The sequence below is a fragment of the Paracidovorax oryzae ATCC 19882 genome (genome assembly GCF_000687165.1).
In the GTDB taxonomy this organism is placed as follows: Bacteria; Pseudomonadota; Gammaproteobacteria; order Burkholderiales; family Burkholderiaceae_C; genus Paracidovorax; species Paracidovorax oryzae.
This window is the reverse complement of the sequence record NZ_JMKU01000026.1, coordinates 23,182-46,267: the sequence shown is the minus strand read 5'-3', so window position 1 is coordinate 46,267 and position 23,086 is coordinate 23,182. Positions and strand designations below refer to the sequence as shown.

General features: G+C 67.8%; 21 protein-coding genes and 1 tRNA gene. 6 read left to right on the top strand and 16 right to left on the bottom strand.

The features are described from left to right. Positions 1 to 2: 2 nt before the first annotated feature. The 9 genes from T336_RS0118400 to T336_RS0118360 all read right to left on the bottom strand — a co-directional run bounded on the left by T336_RS0118400 (position 3) and on the right by T336_RS0118360 (position 9,634). Positions 3 to 905, bottom strand: a complete 903-nt coding sequence (locus T336_RS0118400) for a glutamate ABC transporter substrate-binding protein (protein WP_026433648.1) — start codon at positions 903 to 905, stop codon at positions 3 to 5. Positions 906 to 1,004: 99 nt separating this feature from the next. Next, complete coding sequence (locus tag T336_RS0118395) at positions 1,005 to 2,732, bottom strand: nitrilase-related carbon-nitrogen hydrolase (RefSeq protein ID WP_026433647.1); 1,728 nt, start codon at positions 2,730 to 2,732, stop codon at positions 1,005 to 1,007. A gap of 56 nt (positions 2,733 to 2,788) precedes the next feature. Continuing rightward, positions 2,789 to 3,481, bottom strand: coding sequence for an urea ABC transporter ATP-binding subunit UrtE (gene urtE / locus T336_RS0118390; protein WP_019701472.1), 693 nt, complete (start codon positions 3,479 to 3,481; stop codon positions 2,789 to 2,791). Beyond that, the gene (gene urtD, locus T336_RS0118385; protein WP_026433646.1) at positions 3,475 to 4,233 is read right to left on the bottom strand and encodes an urea ABC transporter ATP-binding protein UrtD; all 759 of its coding nucleotides are present in this window, start codon (positions 4,231 to 4,233) and stop codon (positions 3,475 to 3,477) included. Before urtD ends, urtE begins: the two co-directional genes overlap by 7 nt. Further along, the gene (gene urtC, locus T336_RS0118380; protein ID WP_026433645.1) at positions 4,230 to 5,393 is read right to left on the bottom strand and encodes an urea ABC transporter permease subunit UrtC; all 1,164 of its coding nucleotides are present in this window, start codon (positions 5,391 to 5,393) and stop codon (positions 4,230 to 4,232) included. The genes urtD and urtC overlap by 4 nt, the downstream gene beginning before the upstream one ends. Before the next feature lie 3 nt (positions 5,394 to 5,396). Next, positions 5,397 to 6,290, bottom strand: coding sequence for an urea ABC transporter permease subunit UrtB (urtB, locus tag T336_RS0118375; protein ID WP_026433644.1), 894 nt, complete (start codon positions 6,288 to 6,290; stop codon positions 5,397 to 5,399). 66 nt (positions 6,291 to 6,356) lie between these two features. After that, positions 6,357 to 7,604 (bottom strand): transporter substrate-binding domain-containing protein, encoded by a 1,248-nt coding sequence (locus T336_RS0118370; RefSeq protein WP_026433643.1) that lies wholly within the window; start codon positions 7,602 to 7,604, stop codon positions 6,357 to 6,359. 270 nt (positions 7,605 to 7,874) lie between these two features. Further along, positions 7,875 to 8,474, bottom strand: coding sequence for an ANTAR domain-containing response regulator (locus tag T336_RS0118365; RefSeq protein WP_013596065.1), 600 nt, complete (start codon positions 8,472 to 8,474; stop codon positions 7,875 to 7,877). A gap of 14 nt (positions 8,475 to 8,488) precedes the next feature. Then, the gene (locus T336_RS0118360; RefSeq protein WP_026433642.1) at positions 8,489 to 9,634 is read right to left on the bottom strand and encodes a transporter substrate-binding domain-containing protein; all 1,146 of its coding nucleotides are present in this window, start codon (positions 9,632 to 9,634) and stop codon (positions 8,489 to 8,491) included. A 513-nt stretch (positions 9,635 to 10,147) separates the two neighbouring features. Between T336_RS0118360 and T336_RS0118355 the strand changes: the two genes are divergently transcribed. The 5 genes from T336_RS0118355 (at position 10,148) to T336_RS27615 (ending at position 15,641) form a co-directional block, all read left to right on the top strand. Continuing rightward, complete coding sequence (locus tag T336_RS0118355; RefSeq protein WP_035226498.1) at positions 10,148 to 11,383, top strand: hypothetical protein; 1,236 nt, start codon at positions 10,148 to 10,150, stop codon at positions 11,381 to 11,383. A 29-nt stretch (positions 11,384 to 11,412) separates the two neighbouring features. Then, positions 11,413 to 11,829 (top strand): hypothetical protein, encoded by a 417-nt coding sequence (locus T336_RS0118350; protein WP_234384322.1) that lies wholly within the window; start codon positions 11,413 to 11,415, stop codon positions 11,827 to 11,829. Between the two features lie 36 nt (positions 11,830 to 11,865). Further along, positions 11,866 to 14,880, top strand: coding sequence for a diguanylate cyclase domain-containing protein (locus T336_RS0118345; RefSeq protein ID WP_026433640.1), 3,015 nt, complete (start codon positions 11,866 to 11,868; stop codon positions 14,878 to 14,880). Positions 14,881 to 15,189: 309 nt separating this feature from the next. Further along, entirely contained in the window at positions 15,190 to 15,459 is a 270-nt protein-coding gene (locus T336_RS25370; protein WP_020424848.1) for a DUF1902 domain-containing protein, read from the top strand. Beyond that, positions 15,432 to 15,641, top strand: coding sequence for a type II toxin-antitoxin system HicA family toxin (locus T336_RS27615; RefSeq protein WP_081483758.1), 210 nt, complete (start codon positions 15,432 to 15,434; stop codon positions 15,639 to 15,641). The genes T336_RS25370 and T336_RS27615 overlap by 28 nt, the downstream gene beginning before the upstream one ends. Before the next feature lie 497 nt (positions 15,642 to 16,138). On the opposite strand, the gene T336_RS0118335 is transcribed toward T336_RS27615, so the two are convergent. The 5 genes from T336_RS0118335 to T336_RS0118315 form a co-directional block, all read right to left on the bottom strand. Next, positions 16,139 to 16,228, bottom strand: a tRNA-Ser gene (locus tag T336_RS0118335). Between the two features lie 96 nt (positions 16,229 to 16,324). Then, positions 16,325 to 16,741, bottom strand: coding sequence for a VOC family protein (locus T336_RS0118330; protein WP_026433639.1), 417 nt, complete (start codon positions 16,739 to 16,741; stop codon positions 16,325 to 16,327). A 123-nt stretch (positions 16,742 to 16,864) separates the two neighbouring features. Beyond that, positions 16,865 to 17,437, bottom strand: coding sequence for a class I SAM-dependent methyltransferase (locus T336_RS0118325; RefSeq protein WP_019701484.1), 573 nt, complete (start codon positions 17,435 to 17,437; stop codon positions 16,865 to 16,867). A gap of 38 nt (positions 17,438 to 17,475) precedes the next feature. Continuing rightward, a complete protein-coding gene (gene serS / locus T336_RS0118320; protein ID WP_026433638.1) occupies positions 17,476 to 18,795 on the bottom strand; it encodes a serine--tRNA ligase in 1,320 nt (439 codons plus the stop codon). Positions 18,796 to 18,841: 46 nt separating this feature from the next. After that, complete coding sequence (locus T336_RS0118315) at positions 18,842 to 19,783, bottom strand: threonine/serine dehydratase (protein ID WP_026433637.1); 942 nt, start codon at positions 19,781 to 19,783, stop codon at positions 18,842 to 18,844. Between the two features lie 147 nt (positions 19,784 to 19,930). Between T336_RS0118315 and T336_RS0118310 the strand changes: the two genes are divergently transcribed. Beyond that, positions 19,931 to 20,605 (top strand): CBS domain-containing protein, encoded by a 675-nt coding sequence (locus tag T336_RS0118310; protein ID WP_019701487.1) that lies wholly within the window; start codon positions 19,931 to 19,933, stop codon positions 20,603 to 20,605. A gap of 6 nt (positions 20,606 to 20,611) precedes the next feature. Here T336_RS0118310 and T336_RS0118305 read toward each other — a convergent pair whose 3' ends face one another. Further along, complete coding sequence (locus T336_RS0118305) at positions 20,612 to 21,937, bottom strand: hemolysin family protein (RefSeq protein ID WP_019701488.1); 1,326 nt, start codon at positions 21,935 to 21,937, stop codon at positions 20,612 to 20,614. A 147-nt stretch (positions 21,938 to 22,084) separates the two neighbouring features. Beyond that, positions 22,085 to 23,083, bottom strand: coding sequence for a 4-hydroxy-3-methylbut-2-enyl diphosphate reductase (gene ispH, locus T336_RS0118300; RefSeq protein WP_026433636.1), 999 nt, complete (start codon positions 23,081 to 23,083; stop codon positions 22,085 to 22,087). Positions 23,084 to 23,086: the final 3 nt, after the last annotated feature.

Here is a 23,086-nt window from a genome sequence, read left to right as displayed (position 1 = left end):
GTTCAGGGCAGCGCGGGCGGCGTGGGGACGGCCGTGCTGCCGGTGCGCTGGCCGATGGCGATGGTCCAGAGCTTGGCCCAGGTGCCGTCGGCCTCGATCTTCTTCAGGAACGCGTTCACGAAAGCCACGCCGTCCGAGCCCTTGGGCAGGCCGATGCCGTACGGGTCCTGCGCGCCGAACGGGGCGCCCGCGAGCTTGGCGTCGCCGGTGCCCAGGCTCAGGGTGTTGAGCAGCAGCGTGTAGTCGGTCACGTAGGCGGCCACGCGGCCCTGGCGCAGCGAATCCAGCGCCTCCTGGTGCGTCTGGAACTCCTGCACGGTGCTCTTGGGCGCGAACTGCGCGAGGATGGCCGGCCCCGTGGAGCCCGCCTGCGTGGCGACCTTCTTGCCGCCCAGGTCGTTGACGGACTGGATGGCCTGGTTGTTCGACTTGACCAGCACACCTGCCTGCGAGGTGTAGTACGGCCCGGCGAAGGAGATTTTCTCGGCGCGCGCGGGGGTGATGGAATAGGTGGCGATGACCGTGTCCACCTGCCCGTTGATGAGGACCTGCTCGCGCGTGGACGAGGTCACCTGCGTGAACTGGATTTTGGAGGCGTCGCCCAGGATGTAGCGCGTCAGGAGCTGGGCGATGCCGGCGTCGAAACCGCGCATCCTGCCGTCCTTCTCGTTCAGCAGCGAGAACAGGTTCGAGGTCTGGGTGCCGCCCAGGCGCAGCGTGCCGGCCTGCTTGATCTGGCTGGCCCAGGGGCTCGCGGCGATGGTCTCGGCGCTGGCGACGGGGCCCTGCGCCACCAGCGCGTCGAACGCCGCGGCATCGATGGGCGTGCCCTGGGCGGACGCCGCTCCGCTGCCGGCGATCGCCAGCGCTGCGACGGAGGATTTCAGGAGGGATGTGATCGACATCGGCATGCGGTCCTCTCGGATGGTGTGTTGCTTCAGTCAATGTATAGCACGCGGGACGTGCCCCCGCCCGGATGGCGCCGGCGAGCCGCTCGCCGGCGGCTACCCGCCGGTGGCGATGAGCGGCTTGTAATGGTGCGGCAGCCGCATCAGCACCAGGTCCTTGCGGCGCACCACGCTGGTCGGATAGCGGCTGCCCTCGGCAGTCCGGGTATCGATCGCCAGGCTGGCGACGCCTTCCGCCTCCCACACCAGCTTTTCCTGCCGCGGAAACTCGAAGCTGTCGGGGCCGAAGACGCCGCTGCGCCCTCCATCGGGCGTGTTGGCGAACGCCAGATAGACGTTGTTCTCTCCGGCGCGTGCCCGGTAGAGGTGCCAGTGGAGCGGATCGCTGCCGGTGGGGATCGGGTAGTTCTGCCGCACGGCGGAGCCCGCATGCGCGCCGGTGAATCGCCCGCCCTGCGCCGCGGGGCAGGCGATGATGTCGCAACCCTCGAGCGCCAGCACGCGGCCCGCCTCCGGAAAGCTCGCGTCGTGGCCGATGAGCAGGCCCAGGCGGCCCAGCGGCGTGTCGTGCACGGCCCAGCGCTCGCCGGGCGTGGCCCAGGCGCGGTCCTGCTGCGCCAGGTGCAGCTGGCGATAGACGCCGATGCGCCCCTCGGGCCCGGCCAGCACCGCGCTGTTGTAGAGCCGGTCGCCATCGCGCTCGGCAAAGCCCGCCACCAGGTACAGGCCGAGCCGCATCGCGATGTGCACGAACGCATCCACGGTCTCGCCGTCGGCCGGCACGGCGCCGTGGGCGGGGTCGTGAAGCCCCGTGAGGGCCCGTTCGGGGAACACCACCAGTTCCGCCCCGTCGCGCAGCCGGGCCTCCTCGGCCCAGTGGGCGATGGCGGCCAGGTTGTCGCCGGCCTCGGGCTGCGGCGCGAACTGCGCCACCGAGGCCGCCGACCGCCGGCCCGGCGGCAGCGGGCGGTGCCCGTAGAGGCGGAAGAAATCCGACGGGTTCCACAGGAAGGTGTTGGTCATCAACGCGGGGTAGTGCTCCGGCCGGCGCTGGGCCATCACCGGCTCGCCCAGGAACGCGCGGGCGCGGCTGCGGGCCGGGTCGATCTGCGCGTAGCAGATGCCGTCGCCGTCATCGACCACGGCCAGGATCTCGCCATCGGGCGCGATCACGCAGCTGCCGCCGCTGAACTGCACGGTGCGCTCCAGGCCCCAGCGATTGGCCTCGACCAGGTAGCAGCCGTTCTCGGCCGCGCGGGTGATCCAGTACGGGGCCGGCGTGCGCTCGGCCAGCCAGTTGCTGATGTGGCAGATCACGTCGGCGCCGCCCAGCGCTTCCAGCCGCGCGGTCTCGATGAAGTGGATGTCCATGCAGACCAGCAGGGCGATGCGGCCCAGCGGCGTCTCGAACACCGCGTGGCCCAGGTCGCCGGGTGCGGCCCATTTCGGCTCGGAGATGTACGAATGGCTCTTGCGGTGCACGCCGACGACGCCGCCGGGGCCGATCAGCACCGCGCTGTTGTAGTAGAGATTCGTGGACGGATCCACCTCGGGCATGCCGACGACGATATGGCAATCGCGCGCGCGGGCCAGGGCGGCGAAGCGCTCGGTCGTGGGGCCGGGTACCGGCTCGACCATCGGCGCGACCTCGTCGCGGTCGTGCCAGCAGTAGCCGGTGGTGCCCATCTCGGGCGTGACGACCAGGCGCGCGCCGGCCGCGGCAGCTTCTTCCACCAGGGCGAGCAGGGCCTGCACATTGCGTTCCTTGGCATTCAGGACCGGTTCGAACTGGACGGCGGCGGCGGTAAAGGGTGACGGGACCATGAAGGGCTCCTGTGGATGGACAACGGAGAAACAGCGGGAGGGGGACTGGAGCCGGCTCAGATGGTCATGTAGCGATCGACCACCGCATCGGTCAGGCCGGCGACGGGGCCGGCGACCGCGATCGCGCCCTTCTCCAGCATGGCGAAGCTGCTGGCCACGCGGCGGGCGAAGCCGATGTTCTGCTCCACCAGCACCATGGTCATGCCCAGCTCGGTATTCAGGCGCACGATGGCGGCCTCGATCTCCTGCACGACCGAGGGCTGGATGCCTTCGTTCGGCTCGTCGAGCAGCATCACCTTGGGCGCGGCGGCGAGCGCCCGGGCGATCGCCAGCTGCTGCTGCTGGCCGCCCGACAGCACGCCGCCGGGGCGGTCGAGGTTCGCGGCCAGGTAGGGAAACAGCTCCAGCGCCAGCGGCGGCACCTCGCGCGGCCCCTGGCGGGCGAAGGCGCCCATCAGGATGTTCTGCCGCACGGTGAAATCGGGAATGATCTCGCGGCCCTGCGGCACGTAGGCGATGCCGGCGCGCGCGCGCAGGTGGGTGGGCTGCGCGGCGATGTCGGCGCCGTCCAGCAGGATGGCGCCCGTGCTGTGCACCAGGCTGCCGACCAGGGTGCGCAGCAGCGTGGTCTTGCCCATGCCGTTGCGCCCGAGCACGGCCGTGACCTGTCCGGCCGGCACCCGCAGGTCGATGCCGTGCAGCGCATGGCTGCGCCCGTAGTAGCTGTGGACGTTCTTCAGTTCTAGCATGGCGTGCTGATCCCGTGTGAACCCAGGTACGCCTCGCGCACCCGGGGATCGCGTTCGATGGCCTCCACGTCGCCCTCGGCCAGCACTTTGCCCAGGTGCAGCACCGTGATGCGCTCGGCGATCTCGCGCACGAAAGCCATGTCGTGCTCCACCACCAGGATGGTGTGGCGGCCGCGCAGGGCCTTGAGGATTTGCGAGGTGCGCAGCGTCTCGGCCTGCGTCATGCCCGCCGTGGGCTCGTCGAGCAGCAGCACCTGCGGCTTCTGCGCGATCAGCAGGCCCAGCTCCAGCCACTGCGTCTGCCCGTGGCTCAGGAACGCGGCCTGCCGGTGCTGATCGGCCTCCAGGCCGGTCAGTGCCAGGATCTCGTCGATCTGCGTCTCGGCGACACTGCCGAAGCGCAAGCGCAGGTTGCGCAGGATCGAGCGCTCGCGGCAGCTGGCCACGCGCAGGTTGTCGCGCACGCTCAGCTCACGGAACACGCTCGGAATCTGGAACTTGCGGCCGATGCCGGCACGCGCCACCCGGTACTCGGGCCAGTGCGTGATGTCGCGGCCATACAGCCGGATGCGGCCCTGGGTGCTGGCCGTCTTGCCGGAGACAAGGTCCATCAGCGTCGTCTTGCCGGCCCCGTTGGCCCCCAGCAGGACGCGCAGCTCGCCTTCGTGCACGGTGAGCGATACGCCGTCCACGGCCTTGAAGCCGCCGAAGCGCACGCCGATGTCGTCCAATTGCAGTGCGACGGCTTTCATGCGGCCTCCCGGGCGGGAAGGGCAGGCACGGGCTCCGCGGCCTGCGAGGCTTTCCCGGCGTGCGCGGCAGGCCTGCGCCGGCGTGCCAGCAGGTCGTGCCCCCAGCCCGCGATGCCCTTGGGCAGATACAGCACCACCAGCACGAACACCAGGCCCACGACCACCTTCCATGCCTCCACCAGGGCCGGCGTCTCGCTGGCCGTGGCCTCCAGCAGGTTGATCAGGATGGCGCCCAGGCAGGCCCCCAGCAGGGACGACCGGCCGCCCACCGCGGCCCACACCACCATGCTGATGGAGAACGCCAGGTCCATGAAGCTGGGCGAGGCGAACTCGGCCACCACCACGTAGAGCATGCCGGCCACGGCGGCGATGCCGGCCGACAGCGTGAAGAAGAAGGTCTGGTAGTGCGCCACGTCGAAGCCCAGGTAGCGGGCGCGCTGCGGGTCTTCGCCCGCGGCCTTCAGGATCAGGCCCGCGCGCGTGGCCACCAGCAGCCGGGTTCCCACCAGCACCACCGCCAGGGTGCCGGCGACGAGGTAGTAGGCCGGCAGGCCGAACGGGTCGAATTCCAGTCCGCCGATGCGCAGCCAGGCCAGGTCGGTCAGGCCGTTGAAGCCATTGGTGAGCGGCTGCGCATCGACCAGCAGCAGGCGCACCAGCAGCACCACCGCGAGCGTGATGATCGAGACGAAGACACCGGCGATCCGCTTGCGGAACACCACCGCGCCCAGCACGAAGGCGACCGCCATCGGCAGCAGCAGCCCCATCGCCAGGCCGAAGCCCTGGTGCTGGAACGGCTGCCACAGGAACGCGCCGCGGTTGATGCAGCACAGATCGACGATGGCGCCCGGCTCGGCGTTGGACAGCATGAAGTCCGGCACCGGGCCGTGCGCCCCCGGCTGCTGGCTGGCGGGGCTCGCGAGCTTGAGGGCCATGGCGAGCATGTACGCGCCCAGCCCGAAGAACAGGCCCTGCCCCAGGTTCAGGATGCCGGCATAGCCCCAGCCCAGGGCGATGGCCACGCCCAGCATGCCGTACACCAGGTACTTGGCGATGCGGTTGAGCCAGAAGGCATCGAGCACCAGCGGGGCCAGGGCCACGAGCAGGAGGAAGGCGCCGTAGGCGGCGAAGGTCGCGCGCCGGTCGAAGGAGGCAGTCATGGTTCAGCGCCCTTTGAAAGAGAAAAGCCCCTGCGGCCGCACGACGATGAGCAGGATCACCAGGCCGAAGACCACGGCCCGTCCCACGATGTCGTTGGACAGCGTGGCGATCACGCCGTTGACCTCGCCCAGGACGCCCGCCGTCACCACCGCGCCCAGCAGGCTGCCCAGGCCGCCCGCCACCACGACGAGGAAGCCGTCCACCACCAGGGTGGTGCCCATGTCGGGCGAGACGGTCTTGAAGCCTGCCACCAGCACTCCGGCGACGCCCGCCAGGCCTGCGCCGAAGGCGAAGGTCCAGGCGTTGACGCGCTGCACGTCGATGCCGCATGCCGCGGCCATGCGCGGGTTGCGGATGATCGCGCGCACCTGCATGCCGATGGTGGTGCGGTAGAGGAGGAACCAGGTGCCGAGCGTGAGCACCGCCGTGCTCGCCACGATGAACGCGCGATAGGCATTGATGGCCACCCCGCCGACCTGCACGACACCCTGCAGCATCTCCGGCACCGGCAGGTTCTGCAGCCCGGGCCCCAGGCCCTGCACGTGGATGCCGAAGAAGCTCAGCCCACCTTCGAGCCGCACCGCCTGCTGCACCAGGATCGCCACGCCCCAGGTCGCCAGCAGCGTGTCGGCCAGGCGTCCGTAGAGCTTGCGGACCACGCAGCGCTCGATCAGCAGGCCGAGCAGCGCGGCGCTGGCGAAGGCCAGCGGGATCGAGGCGACCAGCCCCCAGCCGAGCCAGATCTGCGCGAGCACGGCGGTGTAGGCGCCCACCATGATCATTTCCCCGTGGGCCATGTTGATCACGCCCATGGCGCCGTAGGTGATGACCAGCCCCAGCGCCACCAGCAGCAATATCGCGCCCACGCTCAGGCCGATGAAGAAGACATCCAGCATATGGTTCCCGTGGAAAATGGCAGGCGCCGCCGCGCCGGGTGGCGCGGCCGCAAGGCGCCCGGGAGCTCAGGACTTGACGTTCACCGCACCCTTGGCGGTGCACATCAGGTTGGTGTCGGTCTCGCCGTAGGCGAAGTACGGCAGCGGCCGCACCGGCTTCGGCGCGGCATCCACCACCTTGCTCTGCCCGTCGGCCTGCCACTGGCCGATGCGCGGCGTGACCCAGGCATGCAGGCTTTCCGGGTCGATCAGCACCTTGCCGCCGGGCGCGTCGTACGACTGGCCGCCGATGTGGGCGCGGATCGCATCGGCCGTCGCGGACTTGCCGGCCTCCACCGCCTGCTTCCATAGGAACACCTGGAAGTACGCCGCCTCCAGCGAGTGGTAGGTGACGGCCTTCGGGTCGTTGACGAACTTGCGGTAGCGCTCCACAAAGGACTTGTTGGCCGGCGTGTCGATCGACATGAAATACGGCACCGACGTGTAGCTGCCGGCCGCGTATTCGGCCCCCATCGCGGCGATCTCGATCTCGCCGGTCACGGTGGCGCAGATCGGCACGGCGGCCTGCGACATGCCCTGGTTCTTGTATTCGCGGTAGAAGGCGATGATCGAGTCGCCCACCACGTTGGACAGAACGGCATCGGCCCCCGACTCCTTGATCTTGCGCACCATGCTGGCCCACTCGGAGTGGCCGAGCTCCAGGTATTCGTCGCCCACCCACTGCGCGCCCGCCTGCTCGATCAGCTTCTTGCTGACCTTGGCCATCTCGCGGGGATAGACGTAGTTGGAGCCGACGATGAAGATCTTCTTCTTGCCCAGCTTGTTGACCATCCACGGGATGTAGTTGCCCAGCTGCTGGTTGGCCACGGCGCCGCTGTACACCACGTTCTTGGAGCACTCGAAGCCTTCGTAGTGCGTCTGGTAGAACAGCATCGCATTGCGTCGCTCGAACACCGGCAGCACCGCCTTGCGGCTCGCGGAGGTGTGGCAGCCGAACACCGTCGATATGCGGTCTCGCACCACCAGCTTGGACGCCTTCTCGTTGAAGATCTTCGGATCGGACGCGCCGTCTTCCACCACCACCTCGACCTTGCGGCCCATCACGCCGCCGGCGGCGTTGATTTCTGCCACGGCCATCAGCACGCCGTTGGCGAGCATCTTCTCCACGATGGAGAGGCCTCCGGTCTGGGAATACAGGGCGCCGACCTTGATGGTTTCGGCAGCGTGGGCTGAGCGCATCCAGGCAGGCGTTGCGAGCGCGGCCGCGGTGGCGGCGGACGAGGCGAGGAGACGACGGCGTGTCGTGTTCGGCATGGCGGATCCTTGTTGACAGGGCGGCGCAGGCATGGAGCGCACCGCCGGATTGATGAACCGGGACGAAGCAGAACCAGCCGACAGCACTGTCGGGCGCAGGCAAAAAAAAACCTCCAGGCGCGGGATGACCGCTCCGGGAGGCTTCATTGCCTGGGCCTGGCAAGCGTTGACCGCTTGCCGGACCAACCGCGTCATGGCCTGTGAACAGGGGATGCCGCAGTCACCACACCGTCAATTCAAATTGCGATGCGGTGCCGTATTTATATCGGCTCATGCGGAAGATTTCAATAGCGATTCCATGTGGATGATCGAATTCGCGATGTCGTCCATCGGCACCCGCTTGGCCATGGCCTGCTCCCGGATCGTCTGGTAGGCCGCCGCCTCGTCCAGCTGCCTCGTCACCATCAGGATGGTCTTGGCGCGGCTGATGGTCTGGTCGCTCAGGATCTTGCGGCGCAGCTTGCGGTTTTCCTTGGCCAGCGCCTGGCGCTCGGTCCAGAGGCTGCGTGCGGTCACCAGCGTGGCCAGCAGGCCCAGCGGCTTGATCGGCTTCTGCACCACCGCCAGGGCCCCGCTTTCCAGCACCATCTGCAGCGTGCCGGGATCCTCGTAATTGACGATGGCGATCACCGTCGGCCGCGGCTGCGGCAGGGCCTTGAGGAATGCCGTCGTGGCCGCCCTCTCCTCGCCGTCGATCAGCAGGAACAGCACGTCGGTGTTGTTGGCCGGGGCCGTGGGCATCGGCCAGACCGAACTGACCAGGCAGCCGATGCGCCGCATGTGGCCGATCAGGGCCGCGCCTTCCTCGTCGGGCGGATGCACGACCACCACCTTCAGCTCGAGCAGTTCGCGCAACTTGGCAACAGACATCCTGCCTCCTGCTGTCAGGCCAGTCTCCGCTCAAGCGGATCGAGCCGGTTGTCAATCATGTAGGGGTCGGGCTTGACCTGCAAGCCGGGGTCGTCCACCACCTGGAACAGGCCTTGCGCATCGACGCGCGCCACGCGCGGCCAGAGGTAGGTATGGTGGTTGTCGCCATCGATGCGGACCACGCCCTGGGGCGCATCGAATGCGTGCTGGTGCAGGTGCGGCAGCAGCTGGTTCATGCGGTCGCCGCCCGAGCGGGCCAGCGACTGCGCATACAGGTACACCTGGAAATACGCCGCCTCGGTGCATGCCGTGATCGGCATGTCCGCCCCGTAGCGCGTGCGGTAGGCCTCCACGAAGCGCAGGTTGGCTTCCGACTGCAGGGTCGAGAAGTACGGCGCCGCGGTGATGCAGCCCTCGGCCACGCCGGGCGCCATCTGCGCCACCTCGGCCTCCTGGGTCGACTGGCTGGCGATAGGGTGGGTGCGCGTGTCGAAGCCGGCCTCCCGGTACGCCTCGTAGAAGCGGGCGATGCCGTCGCCCACCACGGTGGAATAGACCACGTCGGGCCGGGCGGCCTGGATGCGCCGCAGCACCTTCCCCATGTCAATGTCCGCCACCCGCAGCGGGACGTACATCTCGTCGAGCACCTTGCCACCCGACTGCCTGAACAGGTCCGCGATGATGCGGTTGGACTCATACGGATAGACGTAGTCGGAACCCACCAGGAACACCCGCTTGCCATAGTGGCCCGCGAGGTACCGCACGAGCTGCACCGAGTTCTGGTTGGGCGCGGCGCCGGTATAGACGCAGTGGGGCGAATACTCGAAGCCTTCGTAGAGCGTGGGGTAGAACAGCAGCGCGCGATGCGCCTCCACCACCGGCAGCATCGCCTTGCGCGTGCTGGACATGTACCCGCCGAAGATCACCGTCACGCCATCCACGTCGCACAGGCGCTCGGCCAGCTCGCGGTAGCGCCGCGGCTGCGAGCCCGGGTCGTGGACGATGGGCTCGATGCTGCGCCCCAGCACCCCGCCCGCCGCATTGATCTGGTCGATCGCCAGCAGCGTGGCCGCCCGCTGCGTCCGCTCGACCGCGGCTGTGACGCCCGTGGTGGAGAAAAGCACCCCCACCCGCCAGTGGGCCGATTGTCCTTTTGGCATACGCCCTGCCCTCCAAAAAAAAAGCTCCCACCGACCTGGACGATCGGTGGGAGCTTCACTGCTCCATTGTTCGGGTGCGCCGGATGGAAGGCCGGCGCATTGCATGCACTCTAACAGGATGGCGCCGCCGGATGAACTCCCTGTGGCCAACCAGGAATGAATTTCAGCGGGAATGGCGTCCTACATGGGCTCGGGAAATATGATGACATATTTTCCAAAAAAACAACAAACAAAACCGCAAAAATATCTTTTTTGACATCAAAATGAATCAAGAAGTACAATTTGTTTGCAGTTGATTCATCCGTTTATTCCGCGAATTAAACGAATAATCATGGATATCGATTATTCAATCCATTTTCGGAAGATTCAGGATTCCCTGGCTCGCAGACCATCTTGATCACCAGAACAACCTCTCTCCCTGCGACGCGGCGGTCGAAGACAGTTCCGCGTCCCGGGGCCCGTTCTGTGCACAGAATCTCCTTTGCCGCCCTGGCGCTCACCTTGGGTTCGGGCATGCCTCTCCAGGCCCAGGAGGCCACGGACAACAATGTCTCCCTCAGCGGCTTCGGCACCGTGGGCGTGGTCCACAAGACCGGTGCCCCGCATTGGGGACTGATCCGCAGCACCGCGCAGAAAGGCGCAGCGGCAGACCTCAGCGCTGCGACCGATTCCAGGTTCGGCGCGCAAATCGACTGGAACCACAGCAGCGGTTGGGAGGCCGCCGCGCAGGGCGTGCTGTTGCCCAGGGCCAAGGGGGCATTCTCCGGCGAAGCGATCGAGCAGGCCTATGTCGGCTACCGGCCATGGGCGAATACCCGCCTCCGCATGGGCCGGGTCAGCCCGGACCTGTTCCTGTACTCCGAGAGCCGCAACGTCGGCTATGCATTCACCTGGGCGCGCCCGCCGATCGATTTCTACGCCTTCGCGCCGGTCGTGGCCATCGATGGCCTGGATGTGGAGCAGCGATGGGATACGGGCAGTTCGTCGTGGCGCCTGCGTGCCACCACCGGCACGATAAGCACCAGTACCACCGACGGCGGCCGGTCCCACCGGCCGGCGAAAGCGGACGGCATCCTGGCGGTCGGGCTGTCGCGGGAAGCGGGCGGGCTGCTGCTGAAGCTCAGCTACATGCATTCCCGGGTGAGCCTGGACCAGGGGCCGGAATACGCAGCGCTGCGCCAGGGCATCGACAGCCTACGGCAGTCTCCCATCCCCGGCGTGCGGGAGGCGGTCGCACCGCTCGGCGACAGGCTCTGGGCAGGTGGCGCGACCAGCTACCTCGCGCTCGCAGCCCAATATGACAGCGGCCCCTGGACCTTCGTGGCGGAAGGCAGCCGCCTGAACATTCCCGGGAGCACGCTGGATGCCTACCGGGCCTACGCCAGCGCCGCATGGCGCAGGGACACGGTCACCTATTACGCCCTCGCCAGCCGGGTGAAGCCGCAGGAGGCGGCCCTGGCCACTCCCGACGTGGCCTCTTCGCTGGCGCCCGCGGCAGGACCCGCCGCGGCCCGGCAGGCCCAGATGCTGGCGGGTTACGCCACCTACGCGGCCAACCAGTTCCGCTTCGACCAGAGCACGTTCGGCGTGGGTCTTCGATGGGATTTCGCATCGAATGCCGCGCTCAAGCTCCAGGTCGACCGGTTCCATGTCCGGCAAAACGGCGCAGCAGGCTGGCGCAACCACGACGGGCAGGCTGCAAAAGGCACGCTGGTGTCCCTGCTGGTCGATTTCGTATGGGGCCAGTGATGCCACGCGCACTCCCGAACCTCCCGCGCATGCTGACCGCCATCGCGCTGGCGGTCCATGCGCTGCAATTCACCGTGGCTTCCGCCCCCATCTACGTGGTGGTGTCCGCGCAGAGTCCGCTGCAGTCCGTGAACCAGAACGAACTGGTGGCCATCTATACCGGCAGGACCCGCGCCTTCCCCGACGGCAGTACGGCCACCCCGCTCGACCAGAAACGCGACAGTCCGGCGCGCGCCGAGTTCTACCAGTTGCTGACCGGCATGGACATCGCCCGCATCAACAGCTACTGGGCGCGCCTGCACTTCACCGGCCAGGTGCGGCCGCCGCAGACCGCCGAGGACGATACGGCCATGCTGCAGCGCCTGCGCAACGATCCCTCGGCCATCGGCTACGTCACCCGCCCCCCGCAGGACAACTCGGTGCGGGTGGTGATGCACCTCCCGTGATGCTGCACGTGCCTTCCAACCACCGCCCTGCTCCCCATGCGCAGTAAAAGCCTCCATCGCCGCTTCCAGTGGGCGGTCGTGAGCGTAGCGGGCGTGATGGCGGCCCTCGTGGCCATCGTCCTGTACCTCAGCGCCAAGTCGCACTACCTGGAAAACTCCGAAGCCTCCGCACGCGCCATCGCCGCGGCCGTGCAGCAGACGATGGCGATCGGGGTATATGCGCGGGACGAGGTATTGCTCAAGGAACTGCTGGACGGCATGGCCCACCATCCTTCGGTCGCCCGCGTGGGCGTCCGCGATGCCGCCGGCATCACGATGGCGGCGAAGGCCAACCCGGATGCCGGACTGGATGCCACCGACGGAAATTCCCCGACGAAGCCGACCTTCCAGTCGCCCCTGGTGTCGCCCTTCAGGCGCGAAGGGTCCATCGGCGATCTGCAGGTCTGGCTGAACTACCAGCGGATGAATGCCGAGGCAGGCTGGCAGGCGGCCCAGCTGGTCGCGGCGATCACCGTGCTGCTGGCCGGCGTGCTGGGCGTGTTCAGCATGCTGGCCCGGCGCATGCTGTCCCGGCCCATGCACCGGCTGGCGGCAGAACTGGCCATGATCATGCCCGGCACGGCCCGCCGCATCTCGATCGACCCGCGCCATGCCGTCGATGAAGTGGGTATCGTCACCACCGCGGTCAACCGCCTGCTGGAACTGCAGCAGGACGCACTCGAACGCGAACGCGGCATGCGCGAGGAAATCTCCGCGCTGGAAGCACGCTACCGGGGCATATTCGACTCGACCAGCGCGGGCATTTTCATCCTCTCGCCGGCCGGGCAGCTGCTGCACGCCAACCCGGCCTTCGCGCGGTTGCTCCACCTGCAGGCCGGCCAGGGGATCGACGCCCATGCCGGGGACTTCATCTCGACCTTCTTCGTCCGCTCGGCCCAGTTGTTGCAGCTGATCGAAAGGGCCCGCACCTCCCTGGAGCCGGAAGCCGAAGATCTCGAACTGATCCGCCCGGACGGCACGAAGGTATGGGTCCACTGCATGGTGTCGTGCATGGAAACCGCCGATGACGCGGAGCAGTACGTCGAGGGCGTGCTCTACGACATCACCCGCCGCAAGAACCAGGAAAGCGCCGCGCGCTACCGCGCGGAGCACGATGCGCTGACGGGGCTCAAGAGCCGCTCCTATATCGAAGCCCTGCTCGGCCAGCACATCCATGCCGTCCATCCGGGCCGTGACCCGGGCGACGTCACGCTGATGTTCATCGATCTCGACGGGTTCAAGTCCGTCAACGACCGCTGGGGCCACGCCGCCGGGGATGCGGTGCTGGTCGAAGCCGCCCGGCGGCTGCGCATGCTCTTCCAGCGCAACTGCGACGTCATCGGCCGGCTGGGCGGCGACGAACTGGTGGTGGTCATCACGGGCGTGGACGCACTCCACCCCAGCGTGTCGGACCTGGCGCGGCAAATGATCGACAGCTTCAGGATGCCGTTCGTTCTGCCCAACGGGGAATCGGCCCGGGTCGGCGCGAGCGTCGGCGTGGCCAGCTACCCGGCGCACGCCACCAGCGTCAAGACGCTGATCCATGCCGCCGATGCGGCGATGTATGCCGTCAAGCAGGCAGGCAAAGGCGGAATCGCCATCGCCGAAACCGGCATCACCAGCCAGGACGAAGACGCCGCGGAATCCCGGAAAGATACCGGACGTCCGGCCGCCGCGGCACCACAGCAGCGGGATGCCCTGACGGGCCTGATGGACCGCCGGCACCTGCTCGAACAGTTGGCATCGGAGCAGGGCCTGGTGGCAGGCGGCGAGGGGGCGACGGGCGTCATCTGCCTGGACATCGACCAGTTCAAGCTGCTCAACGTGGCCCGCGGCACCCAGGTCGGCGACGAAGTGCTCTGCGAAACCGCACGGCGGCTGAAACGCGTCCTGCGGCGTGGAGACACGCTGGCACGCACCGGAAGCGATGAATTCGTCGTGGTGCTGCGCACGGAAGGCCGCCTCGACCACGACGCCCGCCACCTGGTGGAAGGTGTCGCCGCCAAGCTGCTCCACAGCCTGGCCGCGCCGTTCAACGTGGGCCAGGGCTCCCTGAGCATCCGCACCAGTGCGGGTATCAGCCTCATCCACGCCGGTACGGCCAGCGGCCTCGATGCCCTGCGCGAAGCGCAACTCGCGCTGCGCCGGTCCAAGACGCAGGGCGGCAACCATCCCGTGTTCTTCGAGGAGAACATGCTGGCGGGCTTCCACGAACGCCTGGCGCTGGAGCAGGATCTCCATGCGGCCATCGGCTCGGAGCAGCTGTTCCTGCAGGTCCAGCCCCAGCACGATGCCCACAGCCGGCTGACAGGGGGCGAGGCGCTGCTGCGGTGGCGGCATCCAGAGCGCGGCATGGTGCCGCCGGACCAGTTCATCGCCCTGGCGGAAGCCTCCGGCCTCATCATCGAACTGGGCACCTGGGTGCTGAAGACCGGCTGCAGGATCCTCGCCGACCTGCACCGGGAAGATCCCTCGCTGACCCTGGCCATCAACATCAGCCCGGCGCAGTTCAAGCACCCGGGCTTCGTCGATGAAGTCCGCCACGCATTGGCGGCGACCGGCGCCTGCGCGTCCGGACTGATCCTGGAGATCACGGAAGGCCTGCTGATCACCGACGTGAACCATGCGGCGGAACGCCTCGCGGAACTGGTCGAACTGGGCGTGCGGTTCTCGATCGACGATTTCGGCACGGGCTTCTCGAGCCTCTCCTACCTGCGGCAGCTGCCGCTCTACGAGATCAAGATCGACCGCAGCTTCATCAACGGCCTGCCCGGCGACACAGCCAGCGTCGGCATCGTCTGCTCGATCCTGTCGATGGGCTCCCACCTCGGGCTGCACGTGGTGGCCGAGGGGGTCGAGACGCAGGAGCAATCCGACTTCCTGCAGGCCAACCGCTGCCCGTCCCAGCAGGGCTGGCTGCATGGCCGGCCGATGCCGGAGGAAACGTTCCTGGAGAACGTGCGGGCCCGGAAGGTGGAGGGGCGCCCGCCGGAGGCAGCCCCATGCCGCTGATGAGTACCGCGCCACAGCTTGAAGAGTAGCCATCGAGCCACTACGACGCGGACATGGCACGGCAAGCCCTGGGCGAAGAGTTGGAGAGCATCGAGCCGTTCTTGATGGCGTAGGTCTGCGCGGTTCGGAATCTGTACTGGTCGTGTAGGCCGAGCACTACGAAAATAGCCCTCCGCTTACGAAGTGGTGTCGCAAATAGGCCTCACGTGGGAACCACTTTGGTGACACAATTCTCCAAATCACAAGGAAAACGCGGTGTTGCACCACCAGGGAGTCCCCTGGTGCGGAGGGTCCGCAGGAGAAAATTAGATGTATCGAGTTGGTTTCCCAGGGTGGAAGGTGGCCGCCCGTTTGGGTGTTCCACTGGTCGTCAGGGTGGCCGTCGTCAAGGACGACGAAGCTGGTGTGCTCGTGGCAACCAGCCCTGATCTGCGTGGGTTGGTGGTGGAATCGCCCACCAGAGAAGAATTGCTGACCTCGCTCTTTGAGTGCACGGAGATGCTTCTGGAGGACATGCTTCACAAGCCTCTGAAGACGCCGCCTATGGCGGCATGGGATGGTCGCGTTCTGGCCGCATGAACGGGTACTACAGCCAAGTGATAGCCGTGCTCAAGCAGCACGGCTTTTCTTTTTCCAGGCAAAAAGGTTCCCACCAGACTTGGACGAACGGAACCATCTCAGTCACCGTTTCCACGAACTGCGCATCTCGCTTCACTGCTAACGCCATCATGAAGCAAGCGGGGATCGCGTACCACTTCTGAGCAGTCCCCCTGCTGCATCCTACCCATGGCCAAATTCGACCCGTACGGGTCAGTAGCGCAGCGGCAACCCGGGCTGCGCCGCGGCCATGGGGGTCGCTCGCTCTTCTGCGAAAACGAGTTTTTCCTTCGTCCGTTCGTTCATCAGTCGCGAGCCGATTTGACCGTTCACCTATGAGGGCGTTTCGCGGCGCTCCAGTTCCAACAGTCTTTCGGTGATGGAGCGCTCGGCGCTTCGCCACTTCCTTGAATGCTTTAAGGAAGCGGATGCGGATGACACTCGCGTCATCGCCGGAAAAGCTCATCGCCAGCTCGGATCGCCCCTTGGCCGTTATCTTGCCATGAGGGCGCCAAGCATAAAGGCTCTGCGCAGCACTTTGAGCGGGTGGTGTTAGCCGCTCTAAGGCTAGTGATCACTGAAAGTGAGGACACCAGAGTGGGACACCTGTCGCGTGGCACAAAGAAAAAAGCCCTTGAAATCATTCAAGGGCTTTGTTCATTGGCGGAGAGGGTGGGATTCGAACCCACGGTAGTGTTGCCACTACGCCTGATTTCGAGTCAGGTACATTCGACCACTCTGCCACCTCTCCTGCATTCGTGTCGAAGCCTGCGATTGTAGCAGGAAGTTTGCGAGGCACAACGCTCAATGCATTCAGTTCGCCCCATCTCCCCGACACTGGATCGACTCAGGCGGTCTTGTACAGATCGCCCAGGCTGCGGAAGCCCTTGATTTCGATGGGATTACCGAAGGGGTCCATGAAGAACATCGTCCATTGCTCGCCAGGCTGGCCTTCGAAGCGAACCTGGGGCTCCAGCACGAATGCCGTGCCTGCGGCCTGGAGGCGGTCCGCCATGGCTTGCCAGTCAGGCAGCTCCAGCACCAGGCCCAGGTGGGGCATCGGCACCAGGACATCGCCCACATGGCCCGTGCGCGCCGTGGCGAATGGCTCGCCCAGGTGCAGGGACAACTGGTGGCCGAAAAAGTCGAAATCGACCCAGGTGTCGGTGCTGCGCCCTTCGGCGCAGCCGAGGACCTGTCCGTAGAAGCGTCGGGCTTCGTCCAGGTCGCGAACGTTGTAGGCCAGGTGGAAGATGCTGCGCATGGGTGTGTTGCCAGGGGTGGAGCCAAGGATCGGCATCGCATTAGACCATTGGCGATTCGACCCGGGGATGGTCTGTACAGCACATGAATCGCCCCGGGATTCGCAGAGGCTGTCGTGTTCCGGTCAGACCAGCACCAGCTGCGGCACGATCTGCAACTCGCGCAGCGGGGCGCGAGCGGGTTTCACCGCGCGCAGGTGGGCCACCATCTCGTCCACCACGTTGCGCTGGCTGCAGACGCATTCCCAGGCCTGCTCCACGGTCAGTCCGCGGAAGCGCTGGGCCAGGGTGAGCTCGACGCGCTCGGTGACCCAGTCGCCGCGATAGCCGTAGTCCGCGCGCCAGTAATAGGGCTGCGAGAAGTAGCCGAACGAGCCGGGAAACAACGGGCGCACGTGGGTCGGGTCTTCGAAGGCGTCGTCGCTCGCGCCGTGCGGCACGCGGATCTCCATGCGCGCGCCGTCGCGGGCCACGCGGTGCAGTTCCTGCATCATCGGCAGCACGTTCGGGATGTGCTCCATCACGTGCGAGAGCAGGAACTCCCCGATGCTGTCGTCGGCGAGCGGCAGCGGCGTGCGCCCGCATTCGTTGAGGTCGGCGACGATGTCCACGCCCGGCGTCGCCTGCCAGTCCAGGTTCAACCAGCCTTCGACGATTCTGCGGCCGCAGCCGACGTTGAGCTTTGTGGGGAGGGCCATGTCGGTGCGGTCAGGGTCGAGAGGCTGGGCCGGTGCAATCAGGCCAGCACGCTGTCGCCGCCCAGGTACGGCCGCAGGGCTTCCGGCACCAGCACGCTGCCATCGGCCTGCTGGTAGTTCTCCAGCACGGCCACCAGCGTGCGGCCCACGGCGAGGCCCGAGCCGTTCAGGGTGTGCACGAGTTCGTTCTTGCCCTGGGCGTTCTTGAAACGCGCCTGCAGGCGGCGGGCCTGGAAGGCCTCGCAGTTGCTCACGGAGCTGATCTCGCGGTAGGTGTTCTGCGCGGGCAGCCACACTTCCAGGTCGTAGGTCTTGGCGGCGCCGAAGCCCATGTCGCCCGTGCAGAGCGACATGACGCGGTAGGGCAGGCCGAGCTTTTTCAGCACGGCTTCGGCATGGCCGGTCATCTCCTCCAGGGCCTCGTAGCTGCGGTCCGGGTGGGTGATCTGCACCATCTCGACCTTGTCGAACTGGTGCTGGCGGATCATGCCGCGCGTGTCGCGGCCGTAGCTGCCGGCCTCGGAACGGAAGCACGGCGTGTGGGCCGTGAGGCGGATGGGCAGTTCGGCTTCGGGCACGACCTGGTCGCGCACGAAGTTCGTGAGCGGCACCTCGCTGGTCGGGATCAGGTAGAGCGCCGCGTTGTCGGGCATGGGCTCGCCGTCCTGGCCGCCCTTCTTCGCGGCGAACAGGTCGCCCTCGAACTTGGGCAGCTGGCCCGTGCCGCGCAGCGAATCGGCGTTCACCACGTAGGGCACGTAGCACTCGGTGTAGCCGTGCTCGCGCGTCTGCACGTCCAGCATGAACTGGGCGAGCGCTCGGTGCAGGCGAGCGATCGGCCCCTTCATCACGGTGAAGCGCGAGCCCGAGAGCTTCACGCCCATGTCGAAATCCAGGCCCAGCGGCTCACCCAGGTCCACATGGTCCTTGGCCGGGAAGCCGAGCGGCTTCGGATCCTGGCCGTCCGGGCTCCAGCGGCGCACTTCCACGTTGCCGGATTCGTCGCTGCCCACGGGCACGCTCTCGTGCGGCAGGTTGGGCACGGCCACGAGCAGCGTGTGCAGCTCGGCCTGAATCTGCTCCAGGCGGGCGGCGGAGCTCTCCAGCTCGGCCTTCAGGCCGCCCACTTCGGCCATCACGGCGTCGGCGTTCTCACCTTTGGCCTTGAGCTGGCCGACCTGCTTGGAGAGCTGGTTGCGGCGCGACTGCAGCTCCTCGGTGCGCGTCTGCAGGGTCTTGCGCTCGGACTCGAGGGACTGGAAGGCCTCCACCTGGAGGAAAGCCTGGGGCTTCTTGCGGGTTTCCAGCCGCGCGATGGCGGAATCGAGGTCTTTGCGAAGGAGGAGGATGTCGAGCATAGCCGGCGATTTTACGGCCCCTCCCCCGCCCGGCGGGCCCGGGCTCTCAGGCCACGGTGGCCGGGTCGCAGTTGGCGCCGCACAGCACCAGGCCCACGGTCTCGTCGGGCCGGGGGCGGTACACGCCGCTCTGCAGGGCCGCGATGCCCAGCGCCGCCGCCGGCTCCACCGCCAGCTTGAGTTCGTGCCACAGCCACTGCTGCGCCGCGCGGATGGCCTCGTCGGTCACCAGCAGCGATTCCTGCACGTGGCGCTGCGACACCTGCCAGGCGATGTCGCCGATGCGTTTGGCGCCGAGCGAATCGGCGGCGATGCCGCCGACTGCCACGTCCACGGGCATGCCCGCGGCCCGCGCGCTGTGCAGCGTGGGCGCCCCCTCGGGCTCCAGGGCGACCACGCGGGCGCGGCCCTCGCACCAAGCGGCGATGCCGCCGACCAGGCCGCCGCCGCCCACGCTCACGAGCACGCTGTCGGGCAGGCGCCGGGCCTGCTCTTCCATCTCCAGCGCCAGGGTGCCGGCACCGGCCACCACTTCGGGCTGGTCGTAGGCATGGGTGAGCAGCGCGCCGGTCTCGCGCTGGCGCTCCAGGCAGGCCTGCAGCGCCTCGGCATAGGTCGGCCCGGCCACGACGACCTGCGCCCCCAGCGCGCGCAGGCGCGCGCGCTTGGCCTCGGGCGACACCTCGGGCACGAACACCTCGCAGCGCGTGCCCAGCGAGCGCGCGGCAGCGGCGGTGGCGATGCCGGCATTGCCGCCGGAGGCCACGATCACGCCGCTGTCCGGCAGCGGCTGGGCCAGCAGGCGGTTGAGCATGCCGCGGGCCTTGAAGCTGCCACCCACCTGCAGGTGCTCCAGCTTGAGCCAGACCTCTGCGCAGCCCAGGCCCGCCGAACGCCCGGAAAGGCGCATGAGCGGCGTGGTGCGGAGGAAATCAGGATGGGCGGCCAGGCGCTGCCGCGCGGAGGCAATGGCGGAACGGTCGATCATGAAGCGGACACCAGGAGAAATGCGGTGGAACGGCGCCCCGGGTTTCGGAGGCGAAACCTGACAGTGTATGCACACCTTCGGCGCCGGGTGCCGATAACATGGCACGGGCCGCGCGATGCGGCCGGCCTTCAGCAGGAGATGCGTCCCATGTTCTTCGTGTTCGGCCCCTCGGGCCAGATGTACCGCGGCGGCCCCGAGCAGCTGGACCAGGTCTCGCCCGTGCGCCGCGTGCAGCGGCCCCAGGCGCTGCGCACCCGCGGGCCGGACGTGTCCGACCGCGGACCGGAGCCGCCCGCCCAGGACGCCGCGCCGGCGGCCCCGGTCAACCTGCGGGCCCAGGTGGCCGTGAGCGCCTATGCACAGACGGAGCAGGGGCCGCAGCAGGCGCGCCAGCCGCTCACCCACGTACGGGACGTGATGACCTCCGGCTCCCTCTCCGTGCCGCCCGGCGTACGCGTGAACGACGCCTGGCAGACCCTGGCCGAGTACCACGTCGCGCAGGCCCCCGTGGTGGATGCGCAGGGACACGTGGTGGGATTGCTGTTGCGCGCCGACATGGCGCCGCTCGACCTGCTGCCCGAGCCCGGCAGCGTGAAGGCCGCGATCGACCTCGCGCGCCGGCCGGTGTCGGAGGTCATGGTGAGTCCCGTGCCCACGGTGGCCCCGGACACGGAACTGCGCCGCGTGGCGGGAGTGCTGCTGGACACGGGCCTGCCCGGGCTGCCGGTGACGGACGAGCACGGCACGCTCGCCGGCTTCATCTCGCGCACCGACATCCTTCGCGCGGTGGCGGCGGACCCGCCGCTCGACCTCTGGAGCTGACGGCTCTCAGTCGGCCATCGCCGCGCCCTGGGGCTGCGCGATCTCGACCGAGGGCAGCGGGCAGGCGAGCACCTTGTCGATGGTCTTGCCGTCCATGTCCACCACCTCGAACTGCCAGTCTTCCCACTGCACGGTGTCGGTCACCTTGGGCAGCTTGCCGGTCAGCAGCATCACCATGCCGCTCAGCGTGTGGTAGCGGCCGCGCTCTTCCTCGGGCACGGTGTCCAGGCCCAGGCGGTCCTTGAGTTCCGGCACGGGGATGTGGCCGTCGAGCAGCCAGCTGCCGTCCTCGCGCTGCACGGCCCAGGAGGTTTCCGGATCGCGCGCGTGGAATTCACCGGTGATCGCCTCGATCAGGTCGCGCAGCGTGACGATGCCCTGCACCTCGCCGTACTCGTCGATCACGAAGGCCATCTGCAGGTCGGACTGGCGGAAGTTGTCGAGCAGCTCCATGCCGGTGATGGTCTCGGGCACGTACAGGGCCGACTGCAGCGGCTGGGCCGCGAGGTCGCGCACGTCCTCGCGCAGCGAGCGCGACAGCCACTGGCGGGCGTTGAGCACGCCCAGCACGTTCTCCATGCCGCCGCGCACCACGGGGAAGCGGCCGTGGTCGGAGGATTCGATGCGCTGCAGGTTCTCCTCGAACGAATCTTCCACGTCCAGCACCACCACGTCGGCGCGCGGCACCATGAGCGAGCCGATCTGGCGGTCGTCCAGGCGGAACACGTTGCGCACCATCTGGTGCTCGTGGGATTCGATCACGCCCGCGCTCGTGCCTTCGGCCAGCACGGCATGGATCTCGGCCTCGGTCACGGCGCTGGCGGTGTTCTCCTTCACGCCCAGCAGCCGCAGCAGGGCCTGGGTGGACACCGACAGCAGCCGAACGAACGGCTTGGTGGCGAGCGCCAGCCAGTTGATGGGGCGGGCCACGAGGCGGGCCAGCGTCTCGGGGTAGCTCTGGCCCAGGCGCTTGGGCACCAGCTCGCCCACGACGATGGAGAAGTAGGTGATGAAGACCACCACGAGGCCCGTCGCCGTGTAGCCGGCGGCCTTCTCGGGCATGCCCACCGACAGCAGCCACTCGCCCAGCGGCGCCGCGAGGGCGGCCTCGCCGACGATACCGTTGAGCACGCCGATCGAGGTGATGCCGATCTGGATGGTAGAGAGGAAGCGGGTCGGGTCTTCGCCGAGCTTCATGGCGGCGATGGCGCCGGTATCGCCCTCATCGATCAGCTTCTGCAACCGGGTCTTGCGCGCGGAGACCAGCGCAAGCTCGGACATGGCGAACAGGCCATTGAGAAGGATGAGGGCGAAAAGTATTGCTATTTCCATAGACAGGGAGTGAAGGCTCCCTCGGAGTGAATCGGACTCAAATTGTAAGAAGTCCTACCCCGGATGGGGGATTCAATGCCCGGCGACGTAGGGATTTGGCCCGGCCGTGGCGTGCGCGCGCCACGGAACGGGCCGTGCGGGAGGCGGTCAGGACCGCCCCGCCCCCGTCTCGGGCGTGCGCTGGGAGATCTCCAGGCCGGTGGCCGCGTCGATCTTCAGGCCCTTGGGCAGCGGGAATTTCACGGTCTCCTCGATGCCGTCCATCCGGCGCAGCGACACGGCCCCCAGCGCGCGGATGCGGTCGATCACCTGCTGCACCAGCACCTCCGGGGCCGATGCGCCCGCCGTGAGGCCGACGCGGGCCACGTCCTCGAACCACTCCGGCCGCAGCTCGTCGGCACTGTCCACCATGTAGGAGGGCGTGCCCAGCCGCACCGCCAGCTCGCGCAGCCGGTTGCTGTTGGAACTGGTGGGGCTGCCCACCACGATGACGAGGTCCACCTGGCCCGACAGCACCTTCACCGCGTCCTGGCGGTTCTGCGTGGCATAGCAGATGTCCTGCTGCTTGGGTTCGCGCACCTGGGGGAAGCGCGCGCGCACGGCGGCGGTGATCTCGGCCGCGTCGTCCACCGACAGCGTGGTCTGCGTGACCACGGCCAGCTTCGCGGTCTGCGCCGGCTGCACGCGGGCCACGTCCTGCACGTCCTCCACGAGGTGGATGCCATGGTCCAGCTGGCCCATGGTGCCCTCGACCTCCGGATGGCCCTTGTGGCCGATCATGATGAATTCGTAGCCCTCCTTCGCGAGCTTGGCCACTTCCACATGCACCTTCGTGACCAGCGGGCAGGTGGCATCGAAGATGCTGAAGCCCCGCGCCTCGGCCTCGGCCTGCACCGCCTTGCTGACGCCGTGCGCGCTGAACACCAGCGTGGCGCCGGGCGGCACCTCGGCCAGGTCCTCGATGAAGATCGCGCCCTTGGCCTTCAGGTCGTTGACCACGTAGGTGTTGTGCACGATCTCGTGGCGCACGTAGATCGGTGCGCCGAACTTCTGCAGGGCCCGCTCGACGATCTCGATCGCGCGGTCCACGCCCGCGCAGAAGCCGCGGGGCTCGGCCAGAACGATTTCCTGGGGTTGGATGGCCATGGC

Excerpts from the sequence above, each read along its gene's own strand:
- T336_RS0118400 (WP_026433648.1), bottom strand. The coding sequence starts at position 905 with ATGTCGATCACATCCCTCCTGAAATCCTCCGTCGCAGCGCTGGCGATC.
- T336_RS0118395 (WP_026433647.1), bottom strand. The coding sequence starts at position 2,732 with ATGGTCCCGTCACCCTTTACCGCCGCCGCCGTCCAGTTCGAACCGGTC.
- urtE (WP_019701472.1), bottom strand. The coding sequence starts at position 3,481 with ATGCTAGAACTGAAGAACGTCCACAGCTACTACGGGCGCAGCCATGCG.
- urtD (WP_026433646.1), bottom strand. The coding sequence starts at position 4,233 with ATGAAAGCCGTCGCACTGCAATTGGACGACATCGGCGTGCGCTTCGGC.
- urtC (WP_026433645.1), bottom strand. The coding sequence starts at position 5,393 with ATGACTGCCTCCTTCGACCGGCGCGCGACCTTCGCCGCCTACGGCGCC.
- urtB (WP_026433644.1), bottom strand. The coding sequence starts at position 6,290 with ATGCTGGATGTCTTCTTCATCGGCCTGAGCGTGGGCGCGATATTGCTG.
- T336_RS0118370 (WP_026433643.1), bottom strand. The coding sequence starts at position 7,604 with ATGCCGAACACGACACGCCGTCGTCTCCTCGCCTCGTCCGCCGCCACC.
- T336_RS0118365 (WP_013596065.1), bottom strand. The coding sequence starts at position 8,474 with ATGTCTGTTGCCAAGTTGCGCGAACTGCTCGAGCTGAAGGTGGTGGTC.
- T336_RS0118360 (WP_026433642.1), bottom strand. The coding sequence starts at position 9,634 with ATGCCAAAAGGACAATCGGCCCACTGGCGGGTGGGGGTGCTTTTCTCC.
- T336_RS0118355 (WP_035226498.1), top strand. The coding sequence starts at position 10,148 with ATGCCTCTCCAGGCCCAGGAGGCCACGGACAACAATGTCTCCCTCAGC.
- T336_RS0118350 (WP_234384322.1), top strand. The coding sequence starts at position 11,413 with ATGCTGACCGCCATCGCGCTGGCGGTCCATGCGCTGCAATTCACCGTG.
- T336_RS0118345 (WP_026433640.1), top strand. The coding sequence starts at position 11,866 with ATGCGCAGTAAAAGCCTCCATCGCCGCTTCCAGTGGGCGGTCGTGAGC.
- T336_RS25370 (WP_020424848.1), top strand. The coding sequence starts at position 15,190 with ATGTATCGAGTTGGTTTCCCAGGGTGGAAGGTGGCCGCCCGTTTGGGT.
- T336_RS27615 (WP_081483758.1), top strand. The coding sequence starts at position 15,432 with ATGGGATGGTCGCGTTCTGGCCGCATGAACGGGTACTACAGCCAAGTG.
- T336_RS0118330 (WP_026433639.1), bottom strand. The coding sequence starts at position 16,741 with ATGCGCAGCATCTTCCACCTGGCCTACAACGTTCGCGACCTGGACGAA.
- T336_RS0118325 (WP_019701484.1), bottom strand. The coding sequence starts at position 17,437 with ATGGCCCTCCCCACAAAGCTCAACGTCGGCTGCGGCCGCAGAATCGTC.
- serS (WP_026433638.1), bottom strand. The coding sequence starts at position 18,795 with ATGCTCGACATCCTCCTCCTTCGCAAAGACCTCGATTCCGCCATCGCG.
- T336_RS0118315 (WP_026433637.1), bottom strand. The coding sequence starts at position 19,783 with ATGATCGACCGTTCCGCCATTGCCTCCGCGCGGCAGCGCCTGGCCGCC.
- T336_RS0118310 (WP_019701487.1), top strand. The coding sequence starts at position 19,931 with ATGTTCTTCGTGTTCGGCCCCTCGGGCCAGATGTACCGCGGCGGCCCC.
- T336_RS0118305 (WP_019701488.1), bottom strand. The coding sequence starts at position 21,937 with ATGGAAATAGCAATACTTTTCGCCCTCATCCTTCTCAATGGCCTGTTC.
- ispH (WP_026433636.1), bottom strand. The coding sequence starts at position 23,083 with ATGGCCATCCAACCCCAGGAAATCGTTCTGGCCGAGCCCCGCGGCTTC.